Source organism: Pseudomonas petrae, from assembly GCF_021728295.1.
In the GTDB taxonomy this organism is placed as follows: Bacteria; Pseudomonadota; Gammaproteobacteria; order Pseudomonadales; family Pseudomonadaceae; genus Aquipseudomonas; species Aquipseudomonas petrae.
Map to the genome: position 1 here is coordinate 1 of NZ_JAKJXE010000006.1, position 14656 is coordinate 14656.

At 59.1% G+C, this 14656-nt stretch carries 13 protein-coding genes and 1 pseudogene; 11 read left to right on the top strand and 3 right to left on the bottom strand.

Features of this window, described 5'->3' with window-relative positions:
* Positions 1-119: 119 nt before the first annotated feature.
* Positions 120-1340: a CaiB/BaiF CoA transferase family protein gene (locus L4G42_RS11525; RefSeq protein ID WP_237250305.1), complete on the bottom strand. Its 1221-nt coding sequence runs from the start codon at positions 1338-1340 to the stop codon at positions 120-122.
* Between the two features lie 10 nt (positions 1341-1350).
* Positions 1351-2532: an acyl-CoA dehydrogenase gene (locus tag L4G42_RS11530; RefSeq protein ID WP_122534346.1), complete on the bottom strand. Its 1182-nt coding sequence runs from the start codon at positions 2530-2532 to the stop codon at positions 1351-1353.
* Between the two features lie 172 nt (positions 2533-2704).
* Between L4G42_RS11530 and L4G42_RS11535 the strand changes: the two genes are divergently transcribed.
* From L4G42_RS11535 to L4G42_RS11580, 10 genes and pseudogenes are all read left to right on the top strand, one after another.
* Positions 2705-3601, top strand: coding sequence for a LysR family transcriptional regulator (locus L4G42_RS11535; protein ID WP_237250304.1), 897 nt, complete (start codon positions 2705-2707; stop codon positions 3599-3601).
* A 425-nt stretch (positions 3602-4026) separates the two neighbouring features.
* A complete protein-coding gene (locus tag L4G42_RS11540; RefSeq protein WP_237259261.1) occupies positions 4027-5148 on the top strand; it encodes a Re/Si-specific NAD(P)(+) transhydrogenase subunit alpha in 1122 nt (373 codons plus the stop codon).
* 11 nt (positions 5149-5159) lie between these two features.
* Entirely contained in the window at positions 5160-5480 is a 321-nt protein-coding gene (locus L4G42_RS11545; RefSeq protein ID WP_065987890.1) for an NAD(P) transhydrogenase subunit alpha part 2, read from the top strand.
* Entirely contained in the window at positions 5480-6925 is a 1446-nt protein-coding gene (locus tag L4G42_RS11550) for an NAD(P)(+) transhydrogenase (Re/Si-specific) subunit beta (RefSeq protein WP_237250302.1), read from the top strand. The genes L4G42_RS11545 and L4G42_RS11550 overlap by 1 nt, the downstream gene beginning before the upstream one ends.
* A gap of 186 nt (positions 6926-7111) precedes the next feature.
* Complete coding sequence (locus tag L4G42_RS11555; RefSeq protein WP_237250301.1) at positions 7112-8605, top strand: acetyl-CoA hydrolase/transferase family protein; 1494 nt, start codon at positions 7112-7114, stop codon at positions 8603-8605.
* Between the two features lie 319 nt (positions 8606-8924).
* Positions 8925-9140, top strand: coding sequence for a DUF1127 domain-containing protein (locus L4G42_RS11560; protein WP_093466716.1), 216 nt, complete (start codon positions 8925-8927; stop codon positions 9138-9140).
* A gap of 360 nt (positions 9141-9500) precedes the next feature.
* Entirely contained in the window at positions 9501-9818 is a 318-nt protein-coding gene (locus L4G42_RS11565; protein ID WP_237250296.1) for a DUF2388 domain-containing protein, read from the top strand.
* Positions 9819-9934: 116 nt separating this feature from the next.
* Positions 9935-10240 (top strand): annotated as a pseudogene (locus tag L4G42_RS11570) (DUF2388 domain-containing protein).
* A gap of 36 nt (positions 10241-10276) precedes the next feature.
* Entirely contained in the window at positions 10277-10597 is a 321-nt protein-coding gene (locus tag L4G42_RS11575; RefSeq protein WP_237250295.1) for a DUF2388 domain-containing protein, read from the top strand.
* A complete protein-coding gene (locus L4G42_RS11580; RefSeq protein ID WP_237250292.1) occupies positions 10594-12555 on the top strand; it encodes a DUF7844 domain-containing protein in 1962 nt (653 codons plus the stop codon). The genes L4G42_RS11575 and L4G42_RS11580 overlap by 4 nt, the downstream gene beginning before the upstream one ends.
* A 30-nt stretch (positions 12556-12585) precedes the next feature.
* Here L4G42_RS11580 and L4G42_RS11585 read toward each other — a convergent pair whose 3' ends face one another.
* A complete protein-coding gene (locus tag L4G42_RS11585) occupies positions 12586-12987 on the bottom strand; it encodes a GFA family protein (RefSeq protein ID WP_237250291.1) in 402 nt (133 codons plus the stop codon).
* A 322-nt stretch (positions 12988-13309) separates the two neighbouring features.
* On the opposite strand from L4G42_RS11585, the gene L4G42_RS11590 reads away from it, so the two are divergent.
* Positions 13310-14617 (top strand): CitMHS family transporter, encoded by a 1308-nt coding sequence (locus L4G42_RS11590; protein WP_237250290.1) that lies wholly within the window; start codon positions 13310-13312, stop codon positions 14615-14617.
* Positions 14618-14656 lie beyond the last annotated feature (39 nt).

Here is a 14656-nt window from a genome sequence, read left to right on the forward strand (position 1 = left end):
CGAGGGGCGTCAACACCTAATTTGAACTTTCAGTGAAAAAGGTAAAACTTTAAGGAAATCCTGTAGTTGCTTCTGTTTATATAGACCTTGGCTATACACACCTGAAGAAGCATCAGCCTTCAAAGTACACCCGCCTCACGCAGCATCATCACCTCGGCGTCTGATAAGCCCAATACACCGGTAAGAACCTCCAACGTGTGCTCCCCCAACAACGGCGGCCCTCGCCGGTATTCAACAGGCGTCGCTGACAAGCGGATCGGACTGGCGACCTGAGGGACAGTACCGCCCAATGCATGTGGTAAATCCACCTGCAAACCGCGGAACTGCACCTGTGGGTCTGCGAATACCTGGGCGACATCATTGATAGGCCCACACGGAACGCCCGCCCCCTCTAACGCCGTGACCCATTCAGCCGTCGTCTTGAAGACGGTGGCCTGCCGGATCAGCGGAATCAGCTCGGCACGATGCGCCACGCGCTGTGTATTACTCGCGAACCGCGGATCGCTCGCCCACTGCGGTTGCCCGGCCACTTCTGCGAATTTGCGGAACTGGTTGTCGTTCCCCACCGTGAGAATGAAATCGCCATCGGCAGTGGGGAAATCCTGGTAGGGCACGATATTAGGGTGAGCATTACCCAGTCGCCTTGGGGACACGCCCGTCGTCAGGTAATTCATCGCCTGATTCGCCAGGCACGCTACCTGCACATCCAGCAGCGCCATATCGATGTGCTGACCAGCCCCTCCCTGATCACGATGCGCCAGAGCAGCGAGAATCGCAGAAGTCGAATACAGCCCTGTCAGAATATCCGTCAGCGCTACACCGACCTTAACCGGTCCCGCGCCATCTTCCCCCTCGGGACGACCGGTAAGGCTCATTAGCCCGCCGAGCCCCTGGATCATGAAGTCGTAACCTGCTCGCTTGGCGTAAGGCCCCGTCTGACCGAACCCTGTAATAGAGCAATAGATGAGCCTGGGGTTTTCCACCTGCAGGGATTCGTAATCCAGTCCGTAGGCCTTCAGCCCGCCAACCTTGAAGTTCTCGATGACGATATCGGACTTCGCCGCCAACTCCCGAACCAGCCTCTGCCCTTCAGGCTGAGTGAAGTCTATGGTGACGGACTGTTTGTTACGGTTGGCAGACAGGTAGTAGGCAGCTTCGGACGTGTTTTCTCCGCGCGGATCCTTCAGAAAGGGCGGCCCCCAGGCGCGCGTGTCGTCGCCATTGCCCGGTCGCTCGATCTTGATCACCTCCGCACCCAGATCAGCCAGAATCTGCCCTGCCCACGGGCCTGCGAGCACCCGAGACAAGTCCAGCACACGCAAATGCGATAGCGCGCCCATGGCGGACCCCTTAATAGAAGGCCTGGATGCCGGTTTGCGCGCGACCCAGGATGAGCGCATGGACGTCATGAGTACCTTCGTAGGTATTGACCACCTCCAGGTTGACCAGATGCCTGGCGATACCGAACTCATCAGAGATGCCGTTACCACCCAGCATGTCACGCGCCATACGCGCGATGTCCAGGGACTTGCCGCAGGAATTGCGTTTCATGATGGAGGTGATTTCGACCGCTGCGGTGCCCTCGTCTTTCATCCGGCCAAGACGCAGGCAGCCTTGAAGCGCCAGCGTGATCTCGGTCTGCATGTCAGCGAGCTTTTTCTGGATCAGCTGATTAGCTGCGAGCGGACGGCCGAACTGTTGACGGTCCAGCGTGTATTGACGCGCGGTGTGCCAGCAAAACTCGGCAGCCCCCAAGGCGCCCCAAGAGATGCCGTAGCGGGCGGAGTTCAGGCACGTGAAAGGCCCTTTGAGACCTCGGACGTCCGGGAAGATGTTCTCTTCCGGCACAAACACGTTGTCCATCACGATCTCGCCGGTGATCGAAGCGCGAAGGCCGACCTTGCCGTGAATCGCCGGAGCAGTCAGGCCTTGCCAGCCTTTTTCCAGCACGAAGCCGCGGATGTCCCCAGCGTCATCTTTGCCCCAGACAACAAAGACGTCGGCGATCGGGCTGTTGGTGATCCACATCTTGCTGCCGGTCAGACGATAGCCGCCTTCGACGCTCCGCGCACGGGTGATCATCGCCCCCGGATCCGAACCATGATTGGGTTCGGTAAGACCGAAGCAACCAATCCATTCACCGGACGCGAGTTTTGGCAGGTACTTCTGCTTTTGCGCTTCGGTGCCGAATTCGTTGATAGGCACCATGACCAGAGAGGACTGCACGCTCATCATCGAGCGATAACCGGAATCGACGCGCTCGACTTCGCGAGCGATCAAGCCGTAACACACATAGTTCAGGCCGCTACCGCCGTACTGCTCCGGGATCGTAGCGCCGAGGAGTCCTATCTCACCCATCTCGCGGAAGATGGCCGGATCCGTCTTTTCATGCCGGAAGGCCTCAAGCACGCGCGGCGCCAGCTTGTCCCTGGCGAACTGCTCGGCGCTGTCGCGGACCATGCGCTCTTCTTCGGTGAGCTGCTGATCCAGCAACAGGGGGTCGATCCAACTGAAACTTGCCTTGCCGCTCATGATTCTCTCCTCACCAAATGCGCTTCCGGACCTGCCGGAAAAGTAATGGAGCGAGCCTAGGCCTGAACCCTTAACGGAGCAAACGACGATTTAGCATCATCTTGTGCTAATTTCTCACTCCGAAACACGCCAGGCAGCAGTCGGCCTACCCTTCTAAGTGAGGCAAAGGTACATGCGTCGTAAAATCCCAAGCACCGCTGCGCTGGTGAGCTTCGAGGCAGCCGCGCGGCACGAGAGCTTCACCAAGGCGGCCGAGGAGCTTTCCCTGACCCAGAGCGCAATCTGCCGACAAATCGCGAGCCTGGAAGAGTTCTTGAATGTCGGCCTGTTCCGACGTTCGCGACGGGGTGTGAAGCTTACTGAGGCTGGCCTTTCCTACAGCCGGCGCATCGCAACGCAACTCGACGCCGTTGAACGCGACACGCTGTCGGTGATGGGTCATCAGGGCGTCAATGTGATCGAACTCGCGGTAGTGCCTACGTTCGGCACGCAATGGCTACTTCCGCGCCTGAAGGATTTTCAGAAAAAACACCCTGATGTCACCATCAACTTGACCAACCGCACGCGGCCCTTTTTGTTCGCGGATACCGAATTCGACGCGGCGATCTACTTTGGCGATGGTGATTGGTCCGGTACCGAATCCCACAGACTGATGGGCGAAAACCCGATGCCGGTCTGCAGCCCCGCGCTGCTTGGGGCACGGCACAGCATCAGCGCTCAAGAACTGGCCGAGATGCCGCTGCTCCAACAGACCACTCGGCCCTACGCCTGGCGGCAATGGTTCAACTCGCTGGACATGGGCGTGGCCCGCGACATGACAGGTCCGCGTTACGAACTATTCTCTATGCTCGCGCAGGCAGCCATGCACGACATGGGCGTCGCGCTGATCCCGCCATTTCTTATTCAGCATGAACTGGCCGAAAAGCGCCTGGTGATTGCCAACCCGCACCAGCTCTCGAGCACAAAGGCGTATTACCTGATGATTCCGGAGCGCAAAACGGAATCGGCATCGCTGAAGGCATTTCGCGACTGGCTGATACAGCAGGCCGGCACCTACTCCCTGCCTTGAATGCTGATTCGCACACTACGTTTCCATGTAGTACGGATTTTTAAAAACCTACATATATCTTGATTTGTCGCATCTGTGACACACCGTTCTTCTTAGACCTGAACACCCCAATAGTCATACAAATAGCGTCCTGCAGCCTGATTCCATGTCATTTTTAGAACTCTTGCATCAGGATGCCGGCGAGAACCTAAAATCCTTAAAAAACCATATGGATCAAGCTCTTGAGCGATCTAGTGCGTCAACCGGTCACGGGGTGACTTGTAGTACATTTTTCGTTCAGTTACAGAAACCCTTGAAGCCCCTCTGTATCCCCTGCAAAATGCCGCGCCCGGCTGTTTTAACGGGCGTAGTGATCGCAATCCCAGCCCTCGGGCCGTAGCGCGCTGGCCTAATTAAAGACAATAAGATCACGCAGGAGATTTGACGTGCACATTGGAGTCCCCCTCGAAACCCAGCTTGGTGAAACCCGGGTCGCCGCCACTCCCGAGACCATCAAAAAGCTCATCGCCCAAGGCCACACGGTGACTGTCCAAAACGGCGCGGGCATTGCGGCGAGCGTGACCGACAGTGCTTATGAGGCAGCAGGCGCATTGATCGGGAGCGCCGTCGATGCGTTTGGTGCCGGGCTTATCCTCAAAGTTTCGGCTCCCAGTGACGCCGAGCTCCCGCTGATCAAAAACGGCGCAGTGGTTGTCGGGATGCTCAACCCTTTCAATAGCGACATGATCGCCAAGCTGGCCGAACGCGGGATCACTGCCTTTGCCCTCGAAGCTGCGCCACGCACATCCCGAGCGCAAAGCCTCGACGTGCTGTCTTCCCAGGCCAACATCGCCGGCTATAAGGCTGTGCTGTTGGCGGCGCATCACTACCCGCGCTTCATGCCCATGCTGATGACGGCGGCCGGTACGGTGAAAGCAGCGCGCGTGCTGATTCTCGGAGCGGGCGTTGCGGGGCTGCAGGCCATCGCCACTGCCAAACGTCTGGGCGCGGTCATTGAGGCTTCGGATGTACGTCCGGCCGTTAAGGAACAGATCGAGTCGCTAGGGGCCAAGTTCGTTGACGTGCCCTACGAGACTGACGAGGAGCGCGAGGCTGCCGTGGGCGTCGGTGGTTACGCCCGCCCGATGCCGGCCAGCTGGATGCAGCGTCAGGCAGTGGCCGTTCATGAGCGCGCCAGGCAGGCGGACATCGTGATTACCACGGCGCTGATCCCCGGTCGCAAAGCGCCGGTGCTGTTGAGCGCTGAAACAGTCGCGCAGATGAAGCCCGGTTCGGTGGTGATCGATCTGGCTGCAGCGCAGGGCGGCAACTGCCCGCTGACGGTGGCCGACCAAGTGGTGGTCGAGCACGGCGTGACCATCGTCGGCCACACGAATCTGCCCGCCATGGTCGCGGCGGATGCGTCTGCTCTGTATGCCCGCAATCTGCTGGACTTCATGAAGCTGCTCTTCACCCCCGAAGGACAGTTCCAGATCAACCTCGAAGACGACATCGTTGCCGCGTGCCTTATGTGCCGCGATGGCCAAGTCATCCGCAAGAACGGCTGAGGATAAAAATAATGGAAGAGTTCATCTCACCCGGTATCTACAACCTGATCATTTTCGTGCTGGCCATTTACGTCGGCTACCACGTGGTCTGGAACGTGACGCCTGCGCTGCACACGCCGCTGATGGCAGTCACGAATGCCATCTCGGCCATTGTCATCGTTGGCGCCATGCTTGCCGCAGCGTTGACAGTGACACCACTGGGCAAAACCATGGGCACCCTGGCCGTCGCGCTGGCTGCCGTTAACGTCTTCGGCGGTTTTCTGGTCACCCGGCGGATGCTGGAGATGTTCAAAAAGAAAGCGCCCAAGGCAAAAGACGAGGTGGCCAAGTAATGAGCATGAACCTCGTCACCTTGCTGTACCTCGTCTCTGCGATCTGCTTTATCCAAGCGTTGAAGGGCTTGTCTCACCCAACCACATCGCGTCGAGGCAACCTGTTCGGCATGCTCGGCATGGGCCTGGCTGTTCTGACTACGGTCGGACTGGTATTCAAACTGGCCGCGTTGTCCACCGACGGTGCCAGCGCAGGCATTGGCTATATCCTTATCGGTTTGCTGGTCGGCGGCACTGCCGGTTCGATCATGGCCAAGCGCGTCGAAATGACCAAGATGCCGGAGTTAGTCGCCTTCATGCACAGCATGATTGGTCTGGCAGCCGTGTTCATCGCCATCGCTGCAGTGGTCGAGCCACAGTCGCTGGGCATCGTTCACCACTTGGGCGATCCGATTCCTGCGGGCAACCGTCTGGAGCTGTTTCTTGGCGCGGCGATCGGGGCGATTACGTTCTCCGGTTCGGTCATCGCCTTCGGCAAGCTGTCGGGCAAATACAAATTCCGCCTGTTCCAGGGCGCACCGGTGCAGTTTGCCGGTCAGCACAAGCTCAATCTGATTCTGGGTCTGGCGACGCTACTGTTCGGCATCACGTTCATGCTGACGGGTAGCCTGTTCGCGTTCAGCATCATGCTGATCCTGGCGTTCGTGATTGGCGTGCTGCTGATTATCCCGATTGGTGGCGCGGACATGCCGGTCGTGGTGTCGATGCTGAACAGTTATTCAGGCTGGGCAGCGGCGGGTATTGGCTTCTCGCTGAACAACTCGATGCTGATCATTGCCGGTTCCCTGGTCGGCTCTTCCGGCGCGATTCTGTCGTACATCATGTGCAAGGCGATGAACCGCTCGTTCTTCAACGTGATCGGCGGCGGCTTCGGTGGCGCAGTGGATGCCGGTGCTGCGAGCGGCACCAAGGAAGCCCGTCCGGTCAAATCGGGATCGGCTGACGACGCGACCTTCCTGCTGACCAACGCTGATACCGTGATCATCGTTCCGGGCTACGGGCTGGCGGTTGCTCGCGCGCAGCACGCGCTAAAAGAGCTGACCGAAAAGCTGACCCACGCAGGCGTTACGGTGAAGTACGCGATCCACCCGGTGGCCGGCCGGATGCCGGGGCACATGAACGTGCTGCTGGCGGAGGCCGAGGTCCCTTACGATCAGGTGTTCGAGATGGAGGACATCAACTCCGAGTTCGGTCAGGCGGACGTCGTCCTGGTGCTTGGCGCCAATGATGTGGTCAATCCGGCGGCCAAGAATGATCCCAAGTCGCCGATTGCCGGCATGCCGATCCTCGAGGCGTACAAGGCCAAGACCATCATCGTCAACAAGCGCTCCATGGCCAGCGGCTACGCGGGCCTGGATAACGAGCTGTTCTATCTGGACAAAACCATGATGGTCTTTGGTGACGCCAAAAAGGTCATCGAGGACATGGTCAAAGCGATCGAATAACCGCTGCAACCCGCGATAAAACAACCCTCGGCGCAGGTCATGGCCGAGGGTTTTTTACAGCCCGGGTAAAAGTGTTTCTCGCGCAGAGGCTCTAATTAGAGCCTTTATTGCGACCTTGGTAGCGGGACGAACAAACTTCAAATCTCTAGACTTCGCTCACGCATCTTTGTCATGAGATTAAACAACATGCACCGTGAACGAATCCGTCTGCCCTCGCTGATGAGCAAGATAATGAGCGCGACCGACGCCGCTTCCTTGATCAAGGACGGCATGACCGTCGGCATGAGCGGCTTCACCCGCGCTGGCGAAGCCAAAGCCGTACCCCGGGCGTTGGCTGAACGGGCCAAGACAGTTCCGCTGAAGATCAGCCTGATGACGGGGGCCAGCCTGGGCAACGATCTGGACAAGCAACTGACCGAAGCGGGCGTACTCTCCCGTCGCATGCCTTTTCAGGTCGACAGCACCCTGCGCAAGGCCATCAACGACGGCAGCGTCATGTTTATTGACCAGCATCTGTCCGACACCGTCGAGCAACTGCGCAATCGCCAGATCAAGGCCGTGGATATCGCCGTGATTGAATGTGTGGCGATCACCGAAGAAGGCCACCTGGTGCTCAGCACGTCAGTTGGCAACTCGGCGAGCTTCGCCATTCTTGCCGAACACGTGATCATCGAGATCAACCTCGCCCAGCCCTTGGAGCTCGAAGGGCTGCACGACATCTATATACCTACATACAGGCCGACGCGCCTGCCGATCCCGGTGCTGAAGACGGACACCCGAATTGGTAGTCAAGCCGTGAAGATAGATCCGGCCAAAATCGTCGGCATCGTGATCAGCAATCAACCCGACTCGCCGTCGACGGTATTGCCGGCAGACAACGACACCCAAGCCATCGCAGGGCATCTGGTCGAGTTCTTCAAGAACGAAGTGCGGCTGAACCGCCTGACCAATCAGCTTATGCCGCTGCAGGCAGGGGTAGGCACGATCGCCAATGCCGTCATGACAGGGCTGATCGATTCACCCTTTCACGGCATGACCATGTATTCGGAAGTGCTGCAGGATTCGACGTTCGATCTGTTCGAGGCAGGCAAACTGGACTTTGCTTCGGGCTGCTCCATGACGCTGTCCGAACGCAAGCACGCCGCGGTCTATGACAACCTCGAGCAGTACAGATCCAGACTGTTATTGCGGCCTCAGGAAATCTCGAACCATCCGGAGGTCGTCCGCCGCCTGGGCATCATCGGTATCAACACCGCTTTGGAGTTCGACCTGTACGGGAACGTCAACTCCACTCACGTAGGTGGCACGCGGATGATGAACGGGATAGGTGGTTCGGGAGATTTCGCGCGTAACGCCCATCTCGCCATTTTCGTGACCAAGTCCATTGCCAAAGCCGGGGCGATCTCAAGCGTGGTGCCCATGGTCAGCCATGTGGACCACACCGAACACGACGTGGACATCCTGGTGACAGAGATCGGACTGGCAGACCTGCGAGGCCTGGCACCCCGCGAACGAGCCCGGGTCATCATCGACAACTGTGTGCACCCGGCCTATCGCGAGGCGCTGAATGACTACTTCCTCCGCGCCTGCGCGATTGGCGGTCACACTCCGCATGTTCTGCGGGATGCACTCAGTTGGCACCTGAACCTGGAAGAAACCGGCCGCATGTTGGCAATCTGAAAATACAGTTTGAGAGTGGCGACGACCTTTCGTCGCCACAGTTCGCAGACTGAGCCCAAATCCTGCAAAAACTGTACTGCTGTACGGGTTACTGCGCCCAGGCAAAACCGGAAATCATCCGTACAAGCATCGAAAAAGCACGCTTATGGTGCGGACCCGTACAGTTGCCCCACTTCCGAACAAAACAGTGTGGTTTAACAGTTAACTGGAGCAGCACAATACAAATGAACTGTGTCTAGAGAGAAAAGGACAATGAGAGGAATATTGTCACCAATCAAGTCACTCTCTAATCCCGCCACAAGCGGAAGGAAGAAGCATCATGGAACGCACCGTCAGTTCCGAACTGTTCTACGAAGACACCGCAAAAACCGCACAAGCCTCCCTGCCGCTGCGCATGTTTGCCAACCTGATGCTTTGGCAGCGTCGTCTGTCCAGCCGCCATCAACTGGCTCGTCTGGATGCACGCTTGCTGGCTGACGCCGGTATCAGCGAATCCCAGCGTTACGAAGAGCTGAGCAAGCCGTTCTGGCGCTAGTTTAGCGTCTGCTGGTCCCAGGCTACGCGCCTCTCACCAGCAACCCCAATTGTTCAAACAAAACCCGTCAGCAGATCACTGCTGACGGGTTTTGTCGTTTCAGCCGGAGGCGAACCGCAGCAAGTGAAAAACAGTACAGTTTTATAATCGCCAAGACAGACCTATACAGACCAATGATTCCGGTCGATTTCGGCAGTTAGGGGCCGCACCGCGGCAACTGGCATACGGCTGGGATGGTTCGCGCGACCGCTTATAAGCTAATCTTGCGCCACCTTGACCACGCACTCGCGAGACAGCTACCGCTGAGCTTCCGATTTAAGCGTCAGTGGTTTTCGAATCCCGTTATTTTGGAGTGCCTGTATGTCTCGCGTTCGCCTGTTGAATGCTGCTTTCCTGATCGTTGCTGCCACCGGAGCCCAAGCTTCCAGTTTCGTGGTCACTACCGACACCATCGTCCGTGCGCTCGATGCTTCGTCCAATGCCACGTCGAAAATCTCCTCCTCCTTTCATGACGACAAGATCGTCCTGGCCGCCCGCGACGACGCAGCCAGCTTCGTTGCCAGCGAAGGCGAGATCCGTGGCGTGAAGCTCCAGGGCGCCTTGCAACACATCCGTGAGGTTGCACCCGGCCTGCAAGCGTCGGACGCGCAGCTCGCGCAAGCGATTCTTGCCATCTGATTCAGTATCGCGACAGGTTTTTCCAGCGCGCGCCCAGGTCTTTGCACTAGCCCTGGCCCAGGTGTTGCGCTAGCCTTGCGACTCGTATCGCAGAACCTGAACAGCCCTGAATAGCCATGCATTCGTTGTCTCGCCTAGTGCTTGCCGTCATCGCCACCTTGAGTATTTGCACTCAGGTTCTGGCGTTCGATGTGACCACATAAGGCCTGGTCAAAACCGGATACGCCACCAGCCAGGTGACGACCGGGCCTTTCGATAGCAAGTTGATAATTGCCGCCCAGGATGATGCTGCAGTGTTTGTCGCCAGTGATGGCCAACTGCGAGGAGCACGACTGGAGTCAGCGCTGGCATACCTGCGTCAAACCCGTCCAAAACTTCATGCAAGCGACCTTGAACTGGCGCAGGCAATCCTCGTCCAATAATCACTTTTTTGTAACTTCCGTATTTGGAGACGTTCCATGCGTACCCCGTTGATCGCTGCCGCCATCGGCCTGCTCCTGCTGACTGATATGGCACAGGCACAAACCCTGAAGGCCACCAGTAACATCGTCGTTCGCGCCCTCGGCCGCAGCATCGACTTCACCTCCGACACCACCTCATCCGTGCGCAACTGGAAACTCGTGCTTGAAGCCCGTGACGATGCCGCCAGCTATGTCGCCAGCAACGGCGATATCCATGGCGCACTGCTCGACGCAGCCTTCATGACCCTGCGCGATCGCCTGCCTGAAGCGCGTAACGCCAGTGATCAGGACCTCGCCGAGGCCATCCTCGCACTGTGAAACGCCTCGCTGTCTGGCTGCTGACGTCGGCGCTCTCGCTGATCTGCACGAGCGCCTTCGCCGACCTCAGCCTGTCGCTGCATACCGACGGGCTCAGTCCTGCACAACAAAAGGCCAGCCAGACGTTGCTCGACGAAGCCATGGCGCACCTGCCGCCACTGTTCGTCCGCAAACTTGATCGCAAGGTCGAAGTGCATTGGACCGACGACATGCCGTCCAATGCCTACGGTCGTGCAGACGGTCCTTACCGGCTGGACCTGAATCAGCACCTGCTCGCAGGGCTGACTGACGGCAGCGCCGCAACGACCCGAACAAACCGTCCTCACGGCACCGTGCGCGAGGAAATGCTCGCCACGGTCCTGCATGAGCTGACCCATATTTATGATCACGCGCAGCTCTGGTCCCCTGAAGACCGCAAGCTGATTGTCGCGTGTGTCCGGCAGGGCAAGAGCGTGGGCAAGGTTGGCCTGCGTGACAGTTGCCGGGGTCAGACCGACCGACGCTTCACGTTGAGCGATGATCCGCGGCTTCTGGATCTGGCGGGATGGCCGCAGTACGTTGGCCGCCGCGGTGACAGGGAAGAGCGCAACGGCCAAGTCGCTCGCAGCCCGGACATCTATGAGATCAGCAGCCCGCTGGAATTCGTTGCGGTGAACATGGAGTACTTCCTCCTCGACCCAGCCTACGCCTGCCGCCGTCCGGCGCTGTACGACTATTACAAGGCTCGGTTCGACTGGGCGCCCGCGACGAAGGATCAGTGCCCGACGTCCTATCCTTATCTCAATGCCGGTAACGACTTTGCCCGAGAGCCGTTGGGCAAGCTAGACCCCGAGCGGGTGTACGAAGTCGATTACCTGCTGGCCGAGGCCAACCAGAATCTGGCGAGCCGTTGGGGCCATAGCATGCTGCGGCTGGTGATCTGCAAGCCCGGTCGCCCGCGTGGCCCCGACTGTCGGCTGGACCTGGATCAGCACCTGGTGCTGTCCTATCGCGCCTTTGTCAACGACCTGCAGCTGTCCAGCTGGAGCGGATTGACCGGCAAGTATCCGTCGCGCCTGTTTGTCCTGCCGCTGGGTCAGGTCATCGATGAGTACACCAAGACCGAACTGCGCGGGCTGGCCTCGGTCCCGCTGAAACTGTCCCGTGAGGAGATCAACGGTCTGGTTCAGCACTCTGCCGAGATGCACTGGGCCTATGACGGGGATTACTGGTTCCTGTCCAATAACTGCGCGGTGGAAAACCTGAAGCTGCTGCGCAGTGGCACTTACGATCCGCGGCTTGTCGGGCTGGACAGCATCATGCCCAACGGGCTGCTGGAAGTCCTGAAGGGCAGGGGGCTGGCGGATACCAGCGTGCTGGACGATCCGAAGAAAGCGCTGCGCATGGGCTACCGCTTCGACTCGTACCGCGACCGTTATCAGGCGATGTTCGATGTGCTGCGCAAGACCACCAGCGTCAAGCAAACCACGGTGGAAGACTGGCTGGCATTGACGCCGCAGGAGCGGCGTCCATATTTCGCTCAGGCGGATCTGCGCACTAGCGCGGCAATGCTGCTGCTGGAACAGGCCGGGCTGCGTCGTCAGCTATTGCTCGCGCAGGATGAGGTCAAGCAGCGATACCTCAGTGCCGTGGAGCAGAAGGATAACGGCGTCTCCAAGGCGACCGGCACACTGCAGGATATCCTGGCTAACAGCGGATTCCTGAGTCGCCCGGCAGAACTGCTCGGCAGCGGCGGCTACGGTCTGCCGCAGGAAGGCGAGTGGAAGCGTTTGGAGGACGAGAGCAGTCAGCGGCAGAAACAGCTCCAGCGGCTCAGCGGCGATCTGGACAAAGAGGTGAGGGCGCTGCTCGATCCCGACCGCGCCGCCGAGATCGCCGCGACCGAAGACAATCTCAAGCAGGTCGGCGAGCACCTGCGGGCATTGCACAAGGCAGCCGGCGGGCTGGAGCTGCCTTGATCGTTGCGCAGCTGCACGGCCCGCAATGATTCAGGCAGTTTCCCCAGGCTCACCCGGCAGATGCTCGTCGAGGTGCAGCCAGGGCAGGTGGCTGTCGGTCCAGATGTGTCGATCGGCAGGCGTCACCTCCGGGTGATCAAGGGTAGCGATGGTCACGTCCATGGTCTCCGGGCTGTTGCGGCTGAACAGCGCGACCTGCGCCCCACAGTTATTGCAGAAGTACCTTACGCACGTCGGACCTGAATCATAGGTGGTCGGACTTCCCGCCAGCCATTTGAAAGCATCGACCGGCACGCTGGTCCACGTCATCACGATGCCGCCTGACGTGCGCCGACAAATCGAACAGTGGCAGTGGGCAACGTCATCCACGGGGCCATCGAGCTGGTAACGCAGATTGCCGCAATGGCATCCGCCGGTATGCAATTCACTCATGAGCACTCTCCCGGTTGTGTATGGGTCTGACCGCATCCTGAGGTCGATAACTCAAACTCCCGCTCGTCAACTTGAGAAGTGCAACGAAAGCTGGCTGAAAGCTTCCCCGTTTAGCATCCCCTCACCGCCGGCGACAGACCGGTCGGCCAGGACGAACGCGCTTGACGTTCTCCGGCCCATCTACAACAACAATTAGGTGATTTCCGATGCTTGCATGTGCCCTGCAGTACCCCCTCCGTAATCCCCGACTCCACGCGCCGCTCGTTTTGAGCTGATCGATTCGTCTCGTCCGTTCCCCGCCGCGTAACGCTGGAGTATTGCTATGTTGACCTTTCTCGGCTTCGCCATGGTCGTCGCCTTCATGTACCTGATCATGAGCAAGCGCCTGTCAGCGCTGATTGCCTTGATCATCGTCCCTATCGTTTTTGCCTTGTTCGGTGGCTTCGCCTCCGAAATCGGCCCAATGATGCTTGCGGGCATCACCAAGCTTGCGCCAACGGGCGTGATGCTGATGTTCGCCATCCTTTATTTCGCACTGATGATCGACTCCGGGCTGTTCGACCCGGCCGTGCGCAAGATCCTCAAGCTGGTGAAAGGCGACCCCGTCAAAGTGTCGGTCGGTACGGCGGTGCTGGCGCTGGTTGTCTCGCTGGACGGTGATGGCGCCACGACGTACATGATCTGCGTGGCCGCCATGCTGCCGCTGTACAGCCGTCTGGGCATGAGCCCGCGCATCATGGCCGGCTTGATCATTCTGGCCGGCGGTGTGATGAACATGACGCCCTGGGGCGGCCCGACCGCGCGTGCGGCGAGCGCCCTGCATGTCGATCCATCCGACATCTTCGTGCCCATGATTCCGGCAATGCTGGCGGGCATCGTGGCGATTCTGGTGATTGCCTACTTCTACGGCAAACGTGAGCGCGCGCGCCTGGGTGAGTTGCAGCTGCCCGGTGACGAAGGCGATCACAGCGACATCAGCGTTTCGCAGTTTCCCGACGCCCGTCGTCCCAAGCTGATCTGGTTCAACGGTGCTCTTACGCTGGTGCTAATGGTCGCGCTGATCATGGGCCTGTTGCCGCTGCCGGTGCTGTTCATGATTGCGTTCAGTATCGCCATGATCGTCAACTATCCCTGCCTGCAAGCGCAGAAAGACCGTGTTGCGGCCCACGCCGGCAGCGTGCTGGCGGTGGTCGGACTGATTTTTGCTGCGGGGATCTTTACCGGTATCCTGTCCGGCACCGGGATGGTCGACGCGATGTCGAAGAGCCTGCTGGCCGTGATCCCTGAAGCGATGGGCCCTTATCTGGCCGTGATCACTGCGATTGTCAGCATGCCGTTCACCTTCTTCATGTCCAACGATGCTTTCTACTATGGCGTGCTGCCGGTACTGGCCGAAGCGGCTTCGCATTACGGCATCAGCCCGGTGGAAATGGCACGTGCCTCGATCGTCGGCCAGCCCGTCCACCTGTTGAGTCCGCTGGTGCCTTCGACGTATCTACTGGTGGCACTGGCGGGCATCGAGTTCGGTGATCACCAGCGCTTTACCCTCAAATGGGCCGTGCTGGTGTGCGTGTGCATTTTGATCGCTGCGCTGCTGATGGGGATTTTCCCGTTCTTCAGCACTCTATAACGCAACTCAACGCTCCCTCTGACGCAGCCGCGCCAGCGG

Bases quoted from the DNA above. Each gene is read 5' to 3' on its own strand.
- L4G42_RS11545 (WP_065987890.1), top strand. From the start codon at position 5,160: ATGGAAGAGTTCATCTCACCCGGTATCTACAACCTGATCATTTTCGTG.
- L4G42_RS11555 (WP_237250301.1), top strand. From the start codon at position 7,112: ATGCACCGTGAACGAATCCGTCTGCCCTCGCTGATGAGCAAGATAATG.
- L4G42_RS11535 (WP_237250304.1), top strand. From the start codon at position 2,705: ATGCGTCGTAAAATCCCAAGCACCGCTGCGCTGGTGAGCTTCGAGGCA.
- L4G42_RS11560 (WP_093466716.1), top strand. From the start codon at position 8,925: ATGGAACGCACCGTCAGTTCCGAACTGTTCTACGAAGACACCGCAAAA.
- L4G42_RS11590 (WP_237250290.1), top strand. From the start codon at position 13,310: ATGTTGACCTTTCTCGGCTTCGCCATGGTCGTCGCCTTCATGTACCTG.
- L4G42_RS11585 (WP_237250291.1), bottom strand. From the start codon at position 12,987: ATGAGTGAATTGCATACCGGCGGATGCCATTGCGGCAATCTGCGTTAC.
- L4G42_RS11550 (WP_237250302.1), top strand. From the start codon at position 5,480: ATGAGCATGAACCTCGTCACCTTGCTGTACCTCGTCTCTGCGATCTGC.
- L4G42_RS11525 (WP_237250305.1), bottom strand. From the start codon at position 1,340: ATGGGCGCGCTATCGCATTTGCGTGTGCTGGACTTGTCTCGGGTGCTC.
- L4G42_RS11575 (WP_237250295.1), top strand. From the start codon at position 10,277: ATGCGTACCCCGTTGATCGCTGCCGCCATCGGCCTGCTCCTGCTGACT.
- L4G42_RS11530 (WP_122534346.1), bottom strand. From the start codon at position 2,532: ATGAGCGGCAAGGCAAGTTTCAGTTGGATCGACCCCCTGTTGCTGGAT.
- L4G42_RS11565 (WP_237250296.1), top strand. From the start codon at position 9,501: ATGTCTCGCGTTCGCCTGTTGAATGCTGCTTTCCTGATCGTTGCTGCC.